At 73.9% G+C, this 17,526-nt stretch carries 17 protein-coding genes and 1 pseudogene; 10 read left to right on the top strand and 8 right to left on the bottom strand.

Translation table 11 applies throughout. From position 1 onward, the window contains the following. The first annotated feature begins 86 nt into the window (after window positions 1-86). Genes ACUY4T_RS08510 through ACUY4T_RS08490 form a run of 5 tightly spaced genes read left to right on the top strand, consistent with a single transcriptional unit; the run spans window position 87 to window position 3,646 of the window. Entirely contained in the window at window positions 87-494 is a 408-nt protein-coding gene (locus ACUY4T_RS08510; RefSeq protein ID WP_446018506.1) for a TOBE domain-containing protein, read from the top strand. Further along, the gene (gene modA, locus ACUY4T_RS08505) at window positions 491-1,327 is read left to right on the top strand and encodes a molybdate ABC transporter substrate-binding protein (protein ID WP_446018505.1); all 837 of its coding nucleotides are present in this window, start codon (window positions 491-493) and stop codon (window positions 1,325-1,327) included. The genes ACUY4T_RS08510 and modA overlap by 4 nt, the downstream gene beginning before the upstream one ends. A 1-nt stretch (window position 1,328) precedes the next feature. Then, window positions 1,329-2,003, top strand: a complete 675-nt coding sequence (modB, locus tag ACUY4T_RS08500) for a molybdate ABC transporter permease subunit (protein ID WP_446018504.1) — start codon at window positions 1,329-1,331, stop codon at window positions 2,001-2,003. Beyond that, window positions 2,000-3,094: an ABC transporter ATP-binding protein gene (locus ACUY4T_RS08495; RefSeq protein WP_446018503.1), complete on the top strand. Its 1,095-nt coding sequence runs from the start codon at window positions 2,000-2,002 to the stop codon at window positions 3,092-3,094. Before modB ends, ACUY4T_RS08495 begins: the two co-directional genes overlap by 4 nt. A gap of 30 nt (window positions 3,095-3,124) precedes the next feature. Further along, window positions 3,125-3,646, top strand: coding sequence for an AAA family ATPase (locus ACUY4T_RS08490; RefSeq protein ID WP_446018502.1), 522 nt, complete (start codon window positions 3,125-3,127; stop codon window positions 3,644-3,646). Between the two features lie 7 nt (window positions 3,647-3,653). Here ACUY4T_RS08490 and ACUY4T_RS08485 read toward each other — a convergent pair whose 3' ends face one another. The 3 genes from ACUY4T_RS08485 to ACUY4T_RS08475 all read right to left on the bottom strand — a co-directional run bounded on the left by ACUY4T_RS08485 (window position 3,654) and on the right by ACUY4T_RS08475 (window position 6,768). Further along, a complete protein-coding gene (locus ACUY4T_RS08485) occupies window positions 3,654-4,610 on the bottom strand; it encodes a helix-turn-helix transcriptional regulator (protein WP_446018501.1) in 957 nt (318 codons plus the stop codon). Window positions 4,611-4,705: 95 nt separating this feature from the next. Further along, window positions 4,706-5,656 carry a helix-turn-helix transcriptional regulator gene (locus ACUY4T_RS08480; RefSeq protein WP_446018500.1) on the bottom strand — a complete coding sequence of 317 codons (951 nt, stop codon included), beginning with the start codon at window positions 5,654-5,656 and terminating at the stop codon, window positions 4,706-4,708. Between the two features lie 155 nt (window positions 5,657-5,811). Further along, complete coding sequence (locus ACUY4T_RS08475) at window positions 5,812-6,768, bottom strand: AraC family transcriptional regulator (RefSeq protein ID WP_446018499.1); 957 nt, start codon at window positions 6,766-6,768, stop codon at window positions 5,812-5,814. Between the two features lie 239 nt (window positions 6,769-7,007). On the opposite strand from ACUY4T_RS08475, the gene ACUY4T_RS08470 reads away from it, so the two are divergent. Further along, window positions 7,008-7,991, top strand: coding sequence for a LacI family DNA-binding transcriptional regulator (locus tag ACUY4T_RS08470; RefSeq protein ID WP_446018498.1), 984 nt, complete (start codon window positions 7,008-7,010; stop codon window positions 7,989-7,991). 5 nt (window positions 7,992-7,996) lie between these two features. Here ACUY4T_RS08470 and ACUY4T_RS08465 read toward each other — a convergent pair whose 3' ends face one another. After that, on the bottom strand, window positions 7,997-9,043 hold the full coding sequence (locus ACUY4T_RS08465; RefSeq protein WP_446018497.1) for a zinc-dependent alcohol dehydrogenase family protein: 1,047 nt from the start codon (window positions 9,041-9,043) through the stop codon (window positions 7,997-7,999). Window positions 9,044-9,222: 179 nt separating this feature from the next. Between ACUY4T_RS08465 and ACUY4T_RS08460 the strand changes: the two genes are divergently transcribed. Further along, window positions 9,223-10,239, top strand: a complete 1,017-nt coding sequence (locus ACUY4T_RS08460) for a DMT family transporter (protein WP_446018496.1) — start codon at window positions 9,223-9,225, stop codon at window positions 10,237-10,239. A gap of 28 nt (window positions 10,240-10,267) precedes the next feature. Here ACUY4T_RS08460 and ACUY4T_RS08455 read toward each other — a convergent pair whose 3' ends face one another. From ACUY4T_RS08455 to pip, 3 genes and pseudogenes are all read right to left on the bottom strand, one after another. Beyond that, a complete protein-coding gene (locus ACUY4T_RS08455; protein ID WP_446018495.1) occupies window positions 10,268-11,023 on the bottom strand; it encodes an alpha/beta hydrolase in 756 nt (251 codons plus the stop codon). Continuing rightward, on the bottom strand, window positions 11,023-11,901 hold the full coding sequence (gene ypfJ, locus ACUY4T_RS08450; protein ID WP_446018494.1) for a KPN_02809 family neutral zinc metallopeptidase: 879 nt from the start codon (window positions 11,899-11,901) through the stop codon (window positions 11,023-11,025). The genes ACUY4T_RS08455 and ypfJ overlap by 1 nt, the downstream gene beginning before the upstream one ends. 450 nt (window positions 11,902-12,351) lie before the next feature. Further along, a pseudogene (pip, locus tag ACUY4T_RS08445) lies at window positions 12,352-13,305 on the bottom strand (prolyl aminopeptidase); the annotation flags it as partial. Window positions 13,306-13,425: 120 nt separating this feature from the next. On the opposite strand from pip, the gene ACUY4T_RS08440 reads away from it, so the two are divergent. From ACUY4T_RS08440 to ACUY4T_RS08430, 3 genes are read left to right on the top strand one after another with little or no spacing between them, the layout of a single operon-like run. Further along, the gene (locus ACUY4T_RS08440; protein ID WP_446018493.1) at window positions 13,426-13,920 is read left to right on the top strand and encodes a DUF427 domain-containing protein; all 495 of its coding nucleotides are present in this window, start codon (window positions 13,426-13,428) and stop codon (window positions 13,918-13,920) included. Between the two features lie 44 nt (window positions 13,921-13,964). Then, window positions 13,965-14,978, top strand: a complete 1,014-nt coding sequence (locus ACUY4T_RS08435) for a malate dehydrogenase (RefSeq protein ID WP_446018492.1) — start codon at window positions 13,965-13,967, stop codon at window positions 14,976-14,978. Window positions 14,979-15,020: 42 nt separating this feature from the next. Continuing rightward, window positions 15,021-15,218: an HPP family protein gene (locus tag ACUY4T_RS08430; RefSeq protein WP_446018491.1), complete on the top strand. Its 198-nt coding sequence runs from the start codon at window positions 15,021-15,023 to the stop codon at window positions 15,216-15,218. A 54-nt stretch (window positions 15,219-15,272) separates the two neighbouring features. On the opposite strand, the gene ACUY4T_RS08425 is transcribed toward ACUY4T_RS08430, so the two are convergent. Beyond that, complete coding sequence (locus ACUY4T_RS08425; protein WP_446018687.1) at window positions 15,273-17,393, bottom strand: acyl-CoA dehydrogenase family protein; 2,121 nt, start codon at window positions 17,391-17,393, stop codon at window positions 15,273-15,275. Window positions 17,394-17,526: the final 133 nt, after the last annotated feature.

Raw genomic sequence — 17,526 nt, 5'->3', positions numbered from 1 at the left:
CCGACGCGTCCACGCCCGCTCGCATGGCCGCGGATGCGCGGAATGACCCTGTCTGACGCCGCATCCGAGGTGTAGATTCGACATCCATGACGCATCTGCGGATTCCCGAGGTCGCGGCCGTGCTCGGGGTCAGCGACGACACCGTCCGACGCTGGATCGACCAGGGCCGCCTTCCGGCGCGACGCGACGGGGGGCGCGTGCTCGTCGACGGCGCCGACGTGGCGGGCTTCGTCACGGCGCGGCGACGCGACCCCGACGACGCCGACCGCCGGCGCTCCTCGGCACGCAACCGCCTCGAGGGCATCGTGACCGACGTGCAGCGCGACGGCCTCGTGGCGATCGTCGAGGTGCAGGCCGGGCCGTTCCGGGTCGTGTCGATGATGACGCGCGAAGCCGCCGACGAACTGGGGCTCGAGCCCGGGGTGCTCGCGGCCGCCGTCGTGAAGGCGACGAACGTCGTGGTGGAGCGCTCGGCCGGGGGCGCGGGCGGATGATGCGCCCGCGCCGCATCCTCGCGCTGACCGCGTGCTGCCTCGCGGGCGCGCTCGTCGGGTGCGCGTCTCCGGACGGCACGGAGGGCGGCGATTCCGACGGCGCGACGCCGACGTCCCAGGTGCGCATCGCCGCGGCATCCGACCTCAAGTTCGCGCTCGACGAGGTCGTCGAGCTGGTGGAGGCCGCCCACCCGGAGATCGAGGTGACGACGACGTACGGCTCCTCCGGCACCTTCCTCTCGCAGCTCCTGAACGGCGCCCCGTTCGACCTCTACCTCTCGGCCGACCTCGCCTACCCGCAGGAGCTGGTCGAGCAGGGGCTCGCCGCCGAGGAGGATCTCTTCCCCTACGCGGTGGGGCGCCTCGTGGTGTGGTCGGCCGACGCCGACCTGCTCGATCCGGACGCCGGCGTGGCCGCCCTCGCCGATCCGCAGGTGCGTCGCGTCGCGATCGCGAACCCCGAGCACGCGCCCTACGGCGTCGCCGCGGTCGAGGCCCTCCGCTCGACGGGCGTGCTCGACGAGGTCGGGCCGAAGCTGGTCCTCGGCGAGAACGTCGCGCAGGCCGCGGAGTTCGTGCAGTCGGGCAACGCCGACGCCGGAGTCGTCGCCCTGTCGCTCGTGAGGTCCGACGCGCTGCGCGACGTCGGCGCGTGGGTCGAGGTCCCGCTCGACGCGTATCCGCGCGTGGACCAGGGCGGCGTGGTCCTCGCCGGCGCGACGGACCCCGAGGCGGCTCGCGTCGTGCGTGACGCGATGCTCGGCCCCGACGGCACGGCCGTCCTGGCCCGCTACGGGTTCTCCCTGCCCGACGACGCGGCGGGCGGGGGCTGACGTGGACTGGGAGGCCGTCGGCGTGAGCGCGCGCCTGGCGTTCGCGACCACGGCGATCCTCCTCGTGGTCGCCGTCCCGCTCGCGGCGTGGCTCGCCTTCACCCGCCGGCGCTGGGCCGTCGCCGTCGAGGCGATCGTCGCGCTGCCGCTCGTGCTCCCGCCGACGGTGCTGGGCTACTACGTGCTCGTCGCGCTCGGCACGCGTTCCCCGTTCGGCCGCTGGTGGCAGGAGGCGACCGGGACGACGCTGGCATTCACGTTCACGGGCCTCCTCGTGGCATCCGTGCTCTACAGCCTGCCGTTCGCGGTGCAGCCGATGCTCGCCGCGTTCGCGGGCGTCGACCGGCGGCTGCTGGAGGCGTCGGCGGTCCTCGGCCGGCACGGGGTCGGCACCCTCGTCCGCGTGGTGCTGCCGCTCGGGCGCGCGGGCGTCGCGACCGCCGCGGTCCTCACGTTCGCCCACACCGTGGGCGAGTTCGGCGTGGTGCTCATGGTGGGCGGCAACATCCCCGGTGAGACCCGCACGGTCTCCGTCGCGGTGTACGACGCGGTGCAGGCCTTCGACTACGCGACCGCGGGGCTCACGAGCCTGGTGCTGCTCGGGTTCTCGCTCGTCGTGCTCACGATCACCTACGCGATCCAGCGTCACGGCGCCGGCCTGCTGGTGCGGCGATGACGGCGGGCGAGCGGATGCCGCGGGCGGACGCGCTGCTCGTGGCCGACGTCCGCCTGAGGCGGGTCGAGGCGGCGTTCGAGCTCCCCCTCGACGAGCCCGGCGTCACCGTGCTGTTCGGGCCGTCGGGCGCCGGAAAGACCACCGTCGTTCGCGCCCTCGCCGGGCTCGACCGCCTCGAGGCCGGCAGCCTCCGCGCCGGCGCCGACGTGTGGGACGACGCCGGCCGACGCTTCGTCCCCCCTCGGCGGCGGCGGGTCGGCGTGCTGTTCCAGGATCAGGCGCTCTTCCCGCACCTCGACGTCGCGGCGAACGTGGCGTACGGCCTGCACCGGATGCCGCGCGCCGAGCGCGCGCACCGGGTGACCGAGGCGCTCGAGCGCTGCGCGGTCGGCGGGTTCGAGCGGCGGTCCGTCGGGGCGCTGTCCGGCGGGGAGGCGCAGCGCGTGGCACTGGCCCGCGCCCTGGCCCCGGACCCGCGGCTGCTCCTGCTCGACGAGCCGTTCACCGCGCTCGACGCCCCGACCCGGGTCCGGCTGCGGACGGAGGTGCGCGGGCTGGTCCGCGACGCCGCCGTCCCCGCCGTGGTGGTCACCCACGACCGCGACGAGGCGGTGGCACTCGGCGATCGTCTGATCGTGCTCGTCGACGGGCGCATCCACCAGGCCGGCGATCCGGGCGACGTGTTCGACCGCCCCGCCGACGTGCGCGTGGCGGCGGCGGTGGGCATGGACACCATCGCGCCGGGACGCCTCGTCGGCGCACGGGAGGCGGCGCTCGATGCCGGCGGCATCCGCCTCTTCACCGACGCGGCCCCGCCGGGACTCACGCCCGAGGTCGCCGTGTGCCTGCGTGCGGGCGACGTCGGGATCGCGCCGGCGGGCTCCCGCCGACCGGACGCCGCCACCAACGTGGTTCCGGCGCGCGTCGCGACGGTGGACGAGTCGGGCGACGTCCTCCGCGTCGGCCTCGATGCGGGGTTCCCGCTCGCCTGCGTGCTGACCCGCCACGAGGCCGGCCGCGTTCCGCTCGCCGTCGGAAGCCGGGTCGACGCGGTCGTCGCGTCGGCCGCCGTCCATCTCGCGCCCCGCTGATACGATCCGGGCACGATCGAGGGGGAGCGCGTGGCGAACTGGTACGTCATCACAGGCGGGCCGAGCTCGGGCAAGACGACGACGGTCGACCTCCTGCGCGCCCGGGGCTACCGGACCACGCTCGAGGACGCCCGTCTCTACATCGACCTGCAGCGCCTCGGCGGCCACTCGGTCGCCGAGGTGCTCGGACGCCGCGCGGAGTTCCAGCGCGCCGTCCTCGAGCTCCAGCTGGCGCAGGAGGCCGCGCTCGACCCGGAGGAGCTGGTCTTCCTCGACCGCGCGGTCCCGGACTCGCTCGCCTACTATCGCTTCCTCGGCATCGAGCCGGACCCCGCCCTGCACGACGCCATCGCGCGGGCGCCCTACCGCAAGGTGTTCGTGATGGACCTGCTGCCGCTCGCCCCCGACTACGCGCGAACGGAGGACGCCCCCGCGCAGCACCGCATCCATGAACTGATCCTCGAGGTGTACGGCTCGCTGCCGATCCCGGTCGAACGGGTCCCCGTGCTGCCGCCGGAGGATCGGGTGGACCACATCCTGGCTCGGCTGTGACTGCGGCTCAGCCGGCCGGGCGCTTCCGGCCGCGGGTCGCCGAGGGCAGTTCGCCGTACGCCTGCTGGTAGGCCTGCGCGAAGCGAGGCAGGTGCACGAAGCCCCAGCGCCTGGCCACGACCGCGATCGTGTCCGACGGCGGCGCGAACCGCAGCTCGTCGCGCACGCCCCGGAGCCTGATGTCGCGGAGGTGCTCCGACGGCGGACGACCCGTCTCCGCGACGAACGCGGCGTGCAGTCCGCGGGTCGAGATGTGCACCGCCTCGGCGACGTGCTGGATCGAGATCGGCTTCGCCGCGTTCGCATGCAGGAAGTCGAGGGCGGCGCGGACTGCGGCGGACCGTGCACCGACCGGCACCAGTCCGCCGTCCGGGCGGGCCCACGCCAGGTTGAAGACGTCGAGGTACGCCTCGGCGAGCCGGCTGAACGCGGCCTCGGCGACGAGGGGTTCCTCGAACGCCTCGGGCGCCGCGGCGATCGCCTGGCCGATCCGGGCGACGGTGGCGTCCCAGTGCCGTCCGAGCGACGCACTCCGAGCCGTGATGTCGACGAGCTCGAGCCGCGCTCCCTCGTTCGCGGTGTGCATCCTCGCGAACTCGTGCAAGCGCGTGCGGTCGAGCATCACCGTGCGTGACGCGAAGTCCTGCCAGGTCGCGGAGAGGCCGTCGGCGACGTTCACGTACGGCCGCGACGTGTCGATCGTCGAGCGTCCGCGCCGCACTTCCAGGCCGCGTCCGCGACCGGTGACCACCATGAGCTGGTCGGCTCCGGCCTCGACGGTCGATGGCGACGAGAAGGTGTAGTCCATGATCGCGAAGGACGGCGCGGAGGCCGTCCGCATCCGCATGCGGAACGCCTGGGGATCCACCCGCCCGAACTCGAAGCGCGGCACGAGCGGAGCCCAGACTTCGCGCGCCGTCTCGGGATCGACGGTGCTGAAGACGGAACGTGAGAATGTTGCCATGTGGGTCCTCGTGGTGCGTGAACGGACGCCGGGTCGAGGCTCAGACTAGGGCGCGGGGCTGCACGTACTCGCTCAGCGCAAGGGCGCCTCCCGGCTCAGACCATCGACCCCTGCCGTCCCGCTCGCGTCGCCGAGGGCAGCTCGCCGAACGCCTGCTGATACGCGTGCGCGAAGCGCGGCAGGTGCACGAACCCCCATCGCCTGGCCACGACCGCGATCGTGTCCGACGGCGGCGCGAACCGCAGCTCGTCGCGCACCCCCTCGAGCCGGATGCCGCGCAGGTGCTCCGACGGCGACCGGCCCGTCTCCGCGACGAACGCGGCGTGCAACCCGCGCGACGAGATGTGCACCGCCTCCGCGACGTGCGCCACCGTGATCGGCTCCCCCGCGTGCGCATGGAAGTAGTCCAGGGCGGCGCGCACCACCTTCGAACGCGCACCCACCGGCACCGACGCCCCTCGCCCTCCGTCCCACGTCAGGTCGAACGCGTGCAGGTAGGCGACCGCGAGGCGGCTGAACGCCGACTCGATCACGATCGGATGGTCGAACGCCTCGGGGGCGGCCGCCATCGCGGCGGCGACGCGCCCGGCGGACTCGTTCCACAGGCGAGCGGCGTCGTTGCCGCGCGCCTCGAGCCGCACCGGCTCGAGGCGGAGCCCGGGGTCGCCGGACGCGGCCCTCGCCAACGCCTCGACGCGGGCGCGGTCCAGGACGACGGCGCGCGCGGCGAGCGCCTCCCATCGGCCGGTCATGCCGTCGGACGCGTTCAGGTGCGGTCGCGACAGGTCGATCTCCCGGCCTCGGTGCCGGATGTCGGCGCCCCGGCCGCGGGCGGTCACGACGACCACGTCCTCGGACCCGAAGGTCGCGTGCGACGGCGCGGCGAACGAGAAATCGAACACGGACACGCCCGGCGTCGCGCGCGCACGGAGCTCGGCGCGGAAGACCTCGGGATCCACGCGACCGAACTCGAGGCGGGGCGCGATCGGTGCGAAGGCGGCACGGGCGGCGTCCGGATCCGAGGTCGCGAAGGAGGAGACATCCATACGGCGCCCTCCACCCCCGATCGTCGGGCACGCGGCGCGCCCGACCTCAGGATCGTAGGCTCGCCGTAGGGATGTGGGAAATCGCAGCGGTGCAGTCTTGACACGACCCCATCGCGCATGGGATGGGCCGGTCTCGGGGCCTCTGCGGCGTGCCGCTACGCCGCGGCGCGTCGGACGCCGCGCGTCGCCGAGGGCAGTTCGCCGAACGCCTGCTGGTAGGCCTGCGCGAAGCGCGGCAGGTGCACGAACCCCCAGCGCCGGGCCACGACCGCGATGGTGTCCGACGGCGGGGCGAACCGCAGCTCGTCGCGCACGCCCTCCAGCCGGATGCCGCGCAGATGCTCCGACGGCGAACGACCGGTTTCCGCGACGAACGCCGCGTGCAACCCGCGCGACGAGATGTGCACCGCCGCCGCGACGTGCGCCACCGTGATCGGCTCCCCCGCGTGCGCATGCAGGTACTCCACGGCCGTTCGAACGACCGCCGATCGGGCGCCGACCGGCACCAGCCGGCCGCGACCGTCGTCCCGGACGACGTGGAAGGCGCTGAGGTAGGCGACCGCGAGCCGGCTGAACGCCGCCTCCGCGACGATCGGCGCGTCGAACGCCTCGGGGGCCGCCGACATCGCGCCCACCACCCTGGAGACGATCGCGTCCCAGTACCGGCCCAACGCGCCGCTCTTCGCCTCGAGCTGCGCGGGGATCACCGCCGTCGCCGTTCCGCCGTAGGTCATCCGGGCGACCTCCGCGATGCGCGAGCGATCGAGGATCACCGCGCGCGCCGAGAACGTCTCCCAGCGGGCCAGCATCCCGTCGACGGCGTTGGCGTACGGGCGGGACACGTCGATCTGACGACCGCCGTAGGCGATGTCGACCCCGCGTCCGCGCGCCGACACCACGCTGACCTGGTCGGCGCCGGCTTCGAGCTCGGTCTGCGCGGCGAACGCGTAGTCGAAGACGGCGAGCCCCGGCGCGGCGAGGGTCTGGAGCCGGACGCGGAACGCCTCGGGGTCGATCCGCCCGAACTGCAGTCGCGGCACGAGCGGAGCGAACGCCGCGCGGGCGACCTCGGGGTCGGCGGTCGCGAGTGCGGACCGATCCAGTGCGGGCATACACCCCCTCTCACCGACGCGGCGCGCCGGTTCCCGGTATGGTACGTGCCCGGCCTGTGTATCCGCCATCGGCACGATTCCGGCGCCGATCGCGGCATCCGCGGGGGCCCGGGCTAGATTCGCCCTGCGGCCGGGTCAGCGTCGGATGGGGGAACACCGACGCCGACCCGCACCGTGCCCACGGACCCCGTCGAGCGGAATAGGGTGCAGACGAGGGTCTGGAGGGTCGAGTGGCGAGGGTGACGAGTGCCGATGTGGCGCGCGAGAGCGGCGTCTCGCGCACGACCGTCAGCTACGTGCTGAACTCGACGCCGGGGGCGTCCGTCTCGGACGCCACCCGGCGACGGGTCCTCGACGCCGCTGCGAGCCTGGGCTACGCGCCCTCGGCGGCCGCCCGGACCCTGCGTCGCGGACGCAGCGACCTCGTGCTCTGCGTGCTCCCGGACTGGCCGGTCGGTCCCGCCGTCGAGGCCATGATCGACCGGCTCGCCGACGAGCTCGCGCGACGGGGGATGTCGGTCCTCGTGCACCACGTGCGCGGCGAGCGACCGCTGACCGAGCTGCTGCGCACGGTCACGCCCCACACCGTGGTGGGCCTCGCGCCGTTCGACCCGGCCGACGAGCGCGCGATGCGACGGGCCGGCATCGGCGTGGTGAGCACGTTCGACGAGATCCCGACCGACCCGGAGCAGGTGGCGATCGCCGCGGCCGAGGACCCGCAACGGCGCATCGGCGTGCTGCAGGCCGACCGGCTGGCGGCGCGCGGCTGCCGCCGGATCGGGTACGCGACGACCCCCGACCCGCGCGTGACCGCGTTCGCCGACGGACGGCTCGCCGGGGTGCGCGAGGCGTGCGATCGGCTCGGCCTGGAGCCACCCCTCGTCGTGGAGGTCGGGCTCGGCTCGGACTCCGGAGCGGCCGCGGTGCGGGCGTGGGCCGACGCCGGCGTCGAGGGCGTCGCGGCGTACAACGACGAGGTCGCCCTGGCGGTGCTCGCCGGCGCCCGCGCCGCGGGGGTCGACGTGCCGGAGGGCATCGCCGTCGTCGGCGTCGACGACATCCCCGTCGCCGCGCTCGCCGCGCCGCCGCTCACGACCGTGTGGCAGTCGCTCGACCGGCAGGCGGACTACCTCGCCGCATGCGTCACCGCATCGCTCGACGGGCTCCCGCAGCCGGTGCGCCCCCGGCAGGAGGTCGAGCTGGTGCCCCGGGAATCGGCCTGACCCGGCTAGGCGAGCTCGACCACCGTCATGCCCGAACCCGCGCCTCCGGCGCGGCCCATCGCGGCGAGCGCGCCGGGCACCTCGTCGAGCGAGATGGTGCGCCCGACCAGCTCGATCGGGCGGAACGCGCCGGACGCGACCGCGCCGAGCATGTCCGGGTACTCGTGCGCCGCCATCCCGTGGCTGCCGAGGATCTCGAGCTCTCCGGCGATCACGGCGTCCATGGGCATCGCGGCGGTGGCGTCGTCGGCCAGCATGAGCCCGATCTGCACGTGCCGGCCGCGCTTGCGCAGGCTGCGCACCGACGCGAAGGACGTCTCCGGGCTGCCGAAGGCGTCGACCGAGAGGTCCACGCCGCCGCCGCTCGCCTCGCGGATGCGCTCCGCTGCGCCCTCGCCGCCCTGGACGGGGATCGCACCCAGCTCAGCGGCGGCGGCGAGCGCTCCCTCCGACACGTCGACGCCGTAGACGCGGACCCCGGCGGCGACCGCGATCATGATCGCCGAGAGGCCGACGCCGCCGCATCCGTGCACGGCGACCTGCTCGCCCGGGTGCAGCCGGCCGCGCGCGATGATCGCCCGGTAGGCGGTCGCGAACCGGCAGCCGAGCGATGCCGCCTCGACGAACCCGAGCGAGTCGGGCAGCCGGATGAGGTTCAGCTCGGCCTCGTGGACCACCACGTACTCGGCGAACGAGCCCCAGTGCGTGAACCCGGGCTGGCGCTGGTCGTCGCACACCTGCTCGTTGCCGCTCCGGCACTCGTCGCAGCGGCCGCACGCGCAGATGAAGGGCGCGGTGACCCGGTCGCCCACGCGCCATCCGCTCGCCTCTGCGATTTCGGAGCCGAGTTCGGCGATCTCGCCCGCGAACTCGTGGCCCGGCACGTGCGGGAGCGCGATCACGTCGTCGTGGCCCATCCAGCCGTGCCAGTCGCTGCGGCACAGCCCGGTCGCGCGGACGCGTACGACGGCGCCGCGCGGGGGGCAGGCCGGCGGGTCGACCTCGACGAGTTCGGGCTCGTCGCCGAAGCCGCGGTACATGACGGCGCGCACAGGTCCTCCTCCGGGTGTGGGGCGGCCGCCGCCGGATGGCACACCGTGTCGCCGGGTCGCGCGCCCCCTCGGCGATGACGTGACGGATGCCGCGGTGAGGCGGACCTCCGGAATCCTATCGGGCTCGCATCGCCCACGGCGGCGCGCCGCCCCCCTCGGCGATTGTGCAACAATGCCCCATGCGCTCCGTCCTGCTGGTGCTCGCCGCTGCCGTCTGCTTCGGCACGACCGGCACCGCGCAGGCGCTCGGCCCCGACGCCGACCCGCTCTCGCTCGGGGCGGCGCGCATCTTCATCGGCGGAGGCGCGCTCGCCGCGATCGCCCTCGTCGTGCACCTCGCCGGGCGCCGGGACGACGCGACCGGGACATCCGTCGCCCCGACGTCCGGCGGCGCGCTCCGGGCGCGTTCCCGGGTCACCGCCGTCCCGTTCGGCGCCGTCGTCACCGTGCTGGTCGGGGCGGCCGGCGTGCTGGCGTACCAGCCCGCCTTCTTCGCCGGCACCGCCGCGAACGGCGTGGCCGTCGGCACCGTGGTCGCGCTCGGCTCCGCCCCGGTGCTGACCGGCGCGCTCGACTGGGCGCTCCGGCGGAGGTTCCCCGGCCGCATCTGGATCGTCTCGACCGCGCTGGCGACCGCCGGCGTGGCCGTCCTCGCCTCCGCCACGGGCACCGGGCCGGCCGCGATCGACCCCCTCGGCATCGCGGCATCGGTCGGCGCGGGCGCCTCGTACGCGGTCTACACGCTCGCCGGCAAGTCGCTGCTCGATCGCGGATGGACGCCGTCCACCGGCATGGGGGCGATGTTCGGCGTCGCGGCGGCGGTGAGCCTCCCGGTGCTCCTCGCCACGGATGCCGCGTGGATCGCGACCCCCGGCGGCCTCGCCATGGCCCTGTGGCTGGGGCTCGTCACCACCACCGCCGCGTACCTGCTCTTCGGCGCCGGCCTGAAGCGGCTCGCGCCCGCGACGGTCGCGACGCTCACGCTCGCCGAGCCGCTCACCGCCGCCCTGCTCGGCGTGCTCCTGCTGCAGGAGCAGTTGCCGGCCACCGCCGCCCTCGGCCTGGCGATCCTGGCCTCCGGCATCGTGCTGCTCGCGATCGCCAGCAGCCGACGGAGGCCGCGACGGGGCGCGGCCGAGGGCGACGGCCCGGTCCGCCGCCCTCGGCCGCGACGCACCGGCGTCGCCCACCGCTGACCTCGCATCGGCCGAGGCGCCCCGCGACTCAGCGCGTCGCGTCGTCGCCGAGGAACCCGGCCACGGCGTCGGCGATCTCCGCCCGTGCCTCGGCTCGGTCGATCGTCGCCGTGCCGTCGCCCGGCTGCGCGCCGTAGTCGCCGAACGACGCGTGGTTCGCTCCCTCGATCACGACCGTCGCCGCGTCGTCCGGCAGGTTCCCGGAGCGCTCCGCCACGGAGGCGGGCGTGCTCAGCCCGTCGTTCTCCGCCACGATCGACAGCACCTCGAGGTCGGAGTCCGAGAGGTCGTCGACGCAGTAGCTGCCGAAGAGGATCAGCCCGGTCACCGGCGGCTCGGCGCCGGCCACGGCGTCGACGGCGAGCTGGCAGGCGCGGACGCCGCCCAGCGAGTGCCCGCCCACGTACCACCGCTCGACGGCGGGGGCGTCGGCAGTGAACTCCGCCAGCGGGCGACGGTCGAAGAACGCCAGGTTGAGCGTCGGCTCGGTGATGACCACGGTCATGCCCGTCGCCTCGACGATCCCCGCCATCTTGTACAGGTACGCGGACGGCTGCACCTTGGCACCGGGGATGAAGACCAGCCCGGCGTCGGTGGCCCCCGTCGTCGGCTCGATCACGATGGACCGATCGGTTCCGGTGATCTGGACGCCGTTCGACCGCCACGCGTCGAGCGAGGCCTCACGGTCTCCCTCGAACACGAGGCTCGCGTACACCAGGAAGCCGACGACGACGAGCGCGAGCACGCCCGCCACCGCGAGCAGCACGGCTCCGGCGCGTCGCATCAGAGCTGGTCCCCGCTCACCTCGAAGGTGTTGCAGGCACCGACGCCCTGGTCGAAGCCGGCCGCGAACCAGCGCACCCGCTGCTCGCTCGTGCCGTGCGAGAACGTGTGCGGCGTCACCTGGCCCTGCGTGGCCTCCTGGATCCGGTCGTCGCCGACCGCCGCCGCGGCGCCGATCGCCTGCTGGTACTCGTCAGGCGAGATGGGCTGCAGGAACGGCTGGCCCTCCGGGTCCTCGGTGCTCGACGCCGCCGCCGCCCACGCGCCGGCGAAGCAGTCCGCCTGCAGTTCGACGCGCACGGCGTTCGAGGCCGGTCCGGTCTCCCCGTCACGGGTCGAGTCGAGGACTCCCGCGATGTTCTGGATGTGGTGCCCCCACTCGTGGGCGACGACGTACATCTCGGCGAGGGGGCCGCCCTCGGCGCCGAACCGCTGCTCGAGCTGGTCGTAGAAGCTCGTGTCGATGTAGATCGTCTGGTCGGGCGGGCAGTAGAACGGGCCGGTGGCCGACGAGGCCTGGCCGCACCCGGTCGAGACCGCGTCCTGGAAGAGCGCGAAGTCCTGCGGGGAGGTGTAGTCGACGCCGATCGTCGGCGCGGCCTCCTGCCAGTAGTCCTCGAGCGACGCGGAGGCGCCCTTCATCCGGCAGTCGATGCGCTCGTTGGCGTCGGCCCCGGTCTGGCACTGCTCGAGTGCCGCATCGCTCGGCGCCGGCCCCTCCGACCCTCCCCCGGCGAGCCCGGACAGGTCGACCCCGAGCAACTGAGAGATGAAGAAGAGCGCGATCGCGCCGAGACCGCCGCCGACGGCGATGCCGGTCGTCCGTCCACGCCGGGAGGCCTTGCCTCCGCTGATGTCGGAGTTGGGATTGAACGTCATGAGGAGACGTTAGCGGGCGCCGTCGGACTCGGCATCCGCCTTTCGTGCGGCAGCGGAATCGGCTATGTCGTCGCGCTCGTCCGGGACGCGGACCGGCTCGACGTCCTCGCCAACGTCCACGTCGTCGAGGTCGTCGTCGTCTTCGTCGTCCTCGTCCTCGTCCTCGTCCTCGTCGTCGTCGTCGAGGTCGTCGTCGTCGCGGTCCGCGACGTCATCGTCGTCGTCCTCGAGGTCGTCGAGCTCCTCGTCCTCGAGGTCGTCGTCCTCGGCGTCGTCACCCTCGTCCTCATCGGAGGCGCCCGGCGACATCCGCTCGTCGTCGCGCACCGCGCCGCCGTCGTCGGCGCCGTCCTCGTCGCCGTCGGCCCTGGCCTCGTCCTCGTCCTCGTTCCCGACCGCCGGCGAGGTCTCCTCGTCGTCGCGCTCATCGTCGAGGTCGACCCCGCGACCCTCCGCGAACCGGTCCGTCGCGGCGATCAGCGCGTCCAGGATGCCGGGCTCGTCGAAGGCGTGGCCCGCGTCGTCGATGATGCGCAGGTCCGCCTCCGGCCAGGCGCGATGCAGGTCCCACGCCGTCATCATCGGCGTGCACATGTCGTACCGGCCCTGGACGATGACCGCGGGGATGCCGCGGAGCCGCTCGACGTCGCGGATGAGCTGGCCCTCCTCCCACCATCCGCCGTGACGGAAGTAGTGGTTCTCGATCCGCGCGAACGCGGTGGCGTACTCGGGCGACGTGAACCGGGCGATGGTCTCGGCCTGGGGCAGCAGCGTGATCGTCGAGGACTCCCAGCGCGACCACGCGATCGCGGCGGGCTGGTGCACCGCGGGATCGGGGTCGGCGAGCAACCGCCCGTAGGCCTCGATGAGGTGGGCGCGCTCGGCGAGGGGCACGGGAGCGAGGAACGCCTCCCACAGGTCGGGGAAGACCGCCGAGGCGCCGCCCTCGTAGAACCAGTCGAGCTCCTGCCGGCGGAGCGTGAAGATGCCGCGGAGCACCAGCTCGGTCACCCGCTCGGGATGCGTCTCGGCGTACGCGAGTGCGAGCGCGCTGCCCCAGGACCCTCCGAACACCTGCCACCGGTCGATGCCGAGGTGGGTCCGGAGGCGTTCCATGTCGGCCACGAGATGCCAGGTGGTGTTGGCCGACAGGTCGGCGGCGGCATCCGAGGCGTGCGGGATAGAGAAGCCGCACCCGCGCTGGTCGAACAGCACGATGCGGTACTTCTCCGGGTCGAACAGGCGGCGGTGCGTCGGCGTCGTCCCACCGCCCGGGCCGCCGTGCAGGAAGACGACGGGCTTGCCCTCGCGGTTGCCCGACACCTCCCAGTAGATGTGGTTGCCGTCGCCCACGTCGAGCATCCCCGTCTCGAGCGGCTCGATCTCCGGATACATGTCCCTCATGCGTCTCCCCCTGCGGTCACGCTATCGACCAGCGGATGCCGCGATCGAGTGACGCGCCGCACGGCGCCCCGCGGCGTCCGTCTTGGCGCCTTCCCAGTATCGCCGCATACCCTCGCCCGCATGAGACCGGTTCCCGACCCCGTGCGACCCGGACAGGAGTCGGTGTGGGACTACCCGCGACCGCCGAGGGTCGAGGCCGTCGATGCCCGGGTGACCATCGACCTCGGCGGCGTGCGCATCGTCGACACCCGCGACGTGGTGCGCGTACTCGAGACGAGCCATCCGCCGGTGTACTACCTGCCCGTGGCCGCGTTCGCCGACGGCGCCCTGACCCCCGCGCCCGGATCCTCCTTCTGCGAGTACAAGGGCGCGGCGCGGTACCTGAGCGTGCACGGCGGCGGGCGCACGGCCGAGCGCGCCGCCTGGACCTATCCGTCGCCGTCGCCCGGCTACGAGGCGCTGCGCGGCCGCGTCGCCGTCTACGCGGAGCCGATGGACGCGTGCGCCGTCGACGGCGAACGGGTCGAGCCGCAGCCCGGGTCGTTCTACGGCGGCTGGGTCACGTCGAACCTCGCGGGCCCGTTCAAGGGTGCCCCGGGCAGCTGGGGCTGGTGAGGCGGGCCCGTCACGCGGCGACCACCGCGGCGTAGGCTCGCCGTATGAGCCGCACACCCGTCACGATCACGATCACCGGCGCCGGCGGGCAGATCGGGTACGCGCTGCTGTTCCGCATCGCCTCGGGTGCGATGCTCGGCCCGGACACGCCGGTGCGCCTACGCCTGCTCGAGATCCCCCAGGGGCTCCGGGCCGCCGAGGGGGCGGCGCTCGAACTGCAGGACTCGGCGTTCCCGCTGCTCGACGGAGTCGACGTCACCGATCGCGCCGAGTCCGCCTTCGACGGCGCGAACGTCGCACTGCTCGTCGGCGCCCGCCCGCGCACGGCCGGCATGGAGCGCGGCGACCTCCTCGAGGCGAACGGCGGCATCTTCGGGCCGCAGGGCCGGGCCATCAACGCGCACGCGGCCGACGACGTGCGCGTCGTGGTCGTCGGCAATCCCGCGAACACCAACGCCCTCATCGCCGCGTCGAACGCCCCGGACGTGCCGAGGGAGCGCTTCACCGCGCTGACCCGGCTCGACCACAACCGAGCGCTCGGCCAGCTCTCGGCGGCGCTCGACGCGCCCGCCGCCGACCTCCGCGACGTCATCGTATGGGGCAACCACTCGGCGACCCAGTTCCCCGACGTCGCGCACGCGACCGCCGGGGGCGATCCGGTGCCCGCGCTGCTCGCGGCACGCCTGGGGGGCGTCGACGCCGCCCGCGCGTGGCTGGTCGAGGAGTTCATCCCGCGCGTCGCGCGGCGCGGCGCGGAGATCATCGAAGTGCGCGGCTCCTCGTCGGTCGCCTCGGCGGCATCCGCCGCGATCGACCACATGCGCGACTGGATCCTCGGCACCGGCGACCGCGGCTGGACGAGCGCCGCGATCTGGTCGGACGGTCGCTACGGCGTCCCGGACGGGCTGATCTCGTCGTTCCCCGTGACCTCCGACGGCGGCGCCTGGCGGGTGGTCGACGGGCTCGAGGTCGACGACTTCGCCCGGGAGCGCATCGACGCGTCGGTGGCCGAGCTCGTCGAGGAGCGCGAGGCCGTGCGCACGCTCGGCCTGATCTGAGGGGCGCCCCACCGGCTTCCGGCCGACGCCTACGCTGGTCGCATGGCCGAACGCGAACCCCTCTCCCCCGCCCGCCGGCGCCAGCTCGTCGTGGGCCTCGCCGTCGGCGTGATCGTCGGCCTGATCGTCAGCGTCTGGACGGGATTCTGGCTCTGGCTCGCGACCGGTGCGGTGGTCGGACTCGCCGCGGGCGCGATCATGAAGCCGCCCGGCGACGACGAGCGGCCCACGCGACCCTGACCGGACGCGAGCGGGCCGGACGCTCGCGCGCCCGGCCCGCTCGCGGCATCCGCCCTAGCGCTTGGTGGCCTTCTCGGGCACCGGCAGGGTGCCGGCCTCGCGCTGCGCGGCGTAGTACGCCCGCGCCTCGTCCTGCCGCTCCTGCTCGGCGCCCGACGCGATCGCCGCGCGGAGGTGCGCCTGCTCGTACCCGAACGCGTCGACCAGGTCGAGCGCGTACGGACGGAGGCGCTCGATGAGCCGGTCGATGTACGCCGTCACGGCCTGGGCGCGCTGCGACGAGAGACGGCCGTGGATGAGGTACCAGGCCAGGTGCTTCTCGACCAGGCCGAGCCCGAACAGGTCGCGCAGCCACGTCAGGACCTGGCGCGTGCCCTCGTCCTCGGTGCGGTGCAGCGCCCGGGTGAACGCCTCCCACTGGAGCAGTTCGCCGTGCGCGCGGGCCGCCTCGATCAGCTCGTTCTGGTTGCGGTTGAAGATCGCGGCCGCCTCGGGCTTGGAGAGCTTGCGCGCGTCGCGCAGGCGTCCGGCGATCTCGGCGATCATCGCCTCGACGCGGTCGGTGAGCAGCTCGCGCTGGGTCTCCTCGTCGCGCAGGTCGACGACCGAGCGTGCGGTGGAGCCGAAGTCGGCGACGGTCTGGGCGAGGCGGCGGAGCCCGACGCCGTGCATCGCCCGGTCGGCCGCCTGCGCGGCGACGTAGCGGGCCATGACCCCGGCGCCGGCCTTGCGGAACTGCGACGAGTAGTCGGTGAGCAGGCGCTTGGCCACGAGCTGGAGCAGCACGTTGTTGTCGCCCTCGAACGTGACGTAGATGTCGAGGTCCTGCCGGAGGCCGACGAGGCGGTTCTCGGCGAGGAAGCCGGCGCCGCCGCACGCCTCGCGCGCCTCCTGCAGCGTCTCCAGCGCGTGCCAGGTCGACAGCGGCTTCAATGCGGCCGCCATGGTCTCGAGGTCCTGGCGGTCGTCGTCGGTGTCCTCCGCGCCGGAGAAGACGGCGTCGAACTTCACGAGGAACTCGTCGTGCGCGAAGAACTGCGCGTACGTGGTGGCGAGCTTCGGGAGCAGCCGGCGCTGGTGGCGCTGGTAGTCGAGCAGCACCTCCTCGTCGGTGTCACTGCCGGCGTTGAACTGGCGGCGCTGCGTGCCGTAGGTGATGGCGATGTCGAGGGCCATGGCGGATGCCGCCACCGCGGCGCCGTCGAGCGACACGCGCCCCTGCACGAGCGTGCCGAGCATCGTGAAGAAGCGGCGGCCCGGGCTCGCGATCGGGCTGGAGTAGGTGCCGTCGGCCGCGACGTCGCCGTACCGGTTCAGCAGGTTCTCGCGCGGCACGCGCACGTTCGTGAAGTGCAGGCGGCCGTTGTCGATGCCGTTGAGGCCGCCCTTGAGCCCGTCGTCCTCCCCGCCGATGCCGGGCAGGAACGCGCCGTGCTCGTCGCGGAGCGGCACGTAGAACGCGTGCACGCCGTGGTTGACGCCCTTGGTGACGAGCTGCGCGAACACCACGGCGGCGATGCCGTGCAGCGCGGCGTTGCCGAGGTAGTCCTTCCAGGCGCCGCGGAACGGCGTGTGGAGGACGAACTCCTCGGTCTCGGGGTCGTAGGTCGCGGTGGTGCCGATGGAGGCCACGTCGGAACCGTGACCGGTCTCGGTCATCGCGAACGCGCCGGGCACCTCGAGCGACATGATGCCGGGGAGGTAGGCCTCGTGGTGCTTCTGGGTGCCGAGGTGCAGCACCGCGGCGCCGAAGAGGCCCCACTGCACGCCCGACTTGATCTGCAGGCTCGGGTCGGCGAGCACCAGCTCCTCGAACGCCGCGATGTTCCCGCCGTGGTCGTCGTCGCCGCCGAGCTCCTTGGGGAACGCCTTCTTGATCGCGCCGGACGCGACGAGCAGCTTCAACTGCCCGAGCACGCGCTCGCGGTGCTCGGCCATCGACTGGCCGTCGATCCGCTGGAACTCCGGCTGCGCGGCCCGCGCGCGCGCCTCGAGGCGGATGTCGGCCCACGTGCCGAGCAGCTGCCGTCCGAGCGCGGCGACGTCGACCACGGGCGCGGCCTGCGAGTCGATCGGGGTGTTCTCGGGCGTCGCAGCGGAGGCGCTCTCCGGGGATGCCGGGCGCTCGACCTTCGGCGCGGGAGTGGTGTCGGATCGTGATGCCGTGTCGACCATCGTCGGTTCGTCCTTCATACGCGGAATCTGGGCTTCATCCCACGGTATGGCGGCGATCGCGGGCGCCGAAAAAGTGCGTCAGCGCCCTACAAACCTCTCGGCGCGGCATCCGCGCGCACCTGTGGAGTCATAC

It is taken from the genome of Agromyces arachidis, from assembly GCF_052805135.1.
Note: the sequence above shows the minus strand (reverse complement) of the source record. Positions and strands in the feature narration are given on the sequence as shown.

Coding starts and splice junctions, on each gene's coding strand:
- ACUY4T_RS08510 (WP_446018506.1), top strand. CDS start 87: ATGACGCATCTGCGGATTCCCGAGGTCGCGGCCGTGCTCGGGGTCAGC.
- modA (WP_446018505.1), top strand. CDS start 491: ATGATGCGCCCGCGCCGCATCCTCGCGCTGACCGCGTGCTGCCTCGCG.
- ACUY4T_RS08495 (WP_446018503.1), top strand. CDS start 2,000: ATGACGGCGGGCGAGCGGATGCCGCGGGCGGACGCGCTGCTCGTGGCC.
- ACUY4T_RS08485 (WP_446018501.1), bottom strand. CDS start 4,610: ATGGCAACATTCTCACGTTCCGTCTTCAGCACCGTCGATCCCGAGACG.
- ACUY4T_RS08480 (WP_446018500.1), bottom strand. CDS start 5,656: ATGGATGTCTCCTCCTTCGCGACCTCGGATCCGGACGCCGCCCGTGCC.
- ACUY4T_RS08475 (WP_446018499.1), bottom strand. CDS start 6,768: ATGCCCGCACTGGATCGGTCCGCACTCGCGACCGCCGACCCCGAGGTC.
- ACUY4T_RS08460 (WP_446018496.1), top strand. CDS start 9,223: ATGCGCTCCGTCCTGCTGGTGCTCGCCGCTGCCGTCTGCTTCGGCACG.
- ACUY4T_RS08455 (WP_446018495.1), bottom strand. CDS start 11,023: ATGCGACGCGCCGGAGCCGTGCTGCTCGCGGTGGCGGGCGTGCTCGCG.
- ypfJ (WP_446018494.1), bottom strand. CDS start 11,901: ATGACGTTCAATCCCAACTCCGACATCAGCGGAGGCAAGGCCTCCCGG.
- ACUY4T_RS08440 (WP_446018493.1), top strand. CDS start 13,426: ATGAGACCGGTTCCCGACCCCGTGCGACCCGGACAGGAGTCGGTGTGG.
- ACUY4T_RS08435 (WP_446018492.1), top strand. CDS start 13,965: ATGAGCCGCACACCCGTCACGATCACGATCACCGGCGCCGGCGGGCAG.
- ACUY4T_RS08430 (WP_446018491.1), top strand. CDS start 15,021: ATGGCCGAACGCGAACCCCTCTCCCCCGCCCGCCGGCGCCAGCTCGTC.
- ACUY4T_RS08425 (WP_446018687.1), bottom strand. CDS start 17,393: ATGGTCGACACGGCATCACGATCCGACACCACTCCCGCGCCGAAGGTC.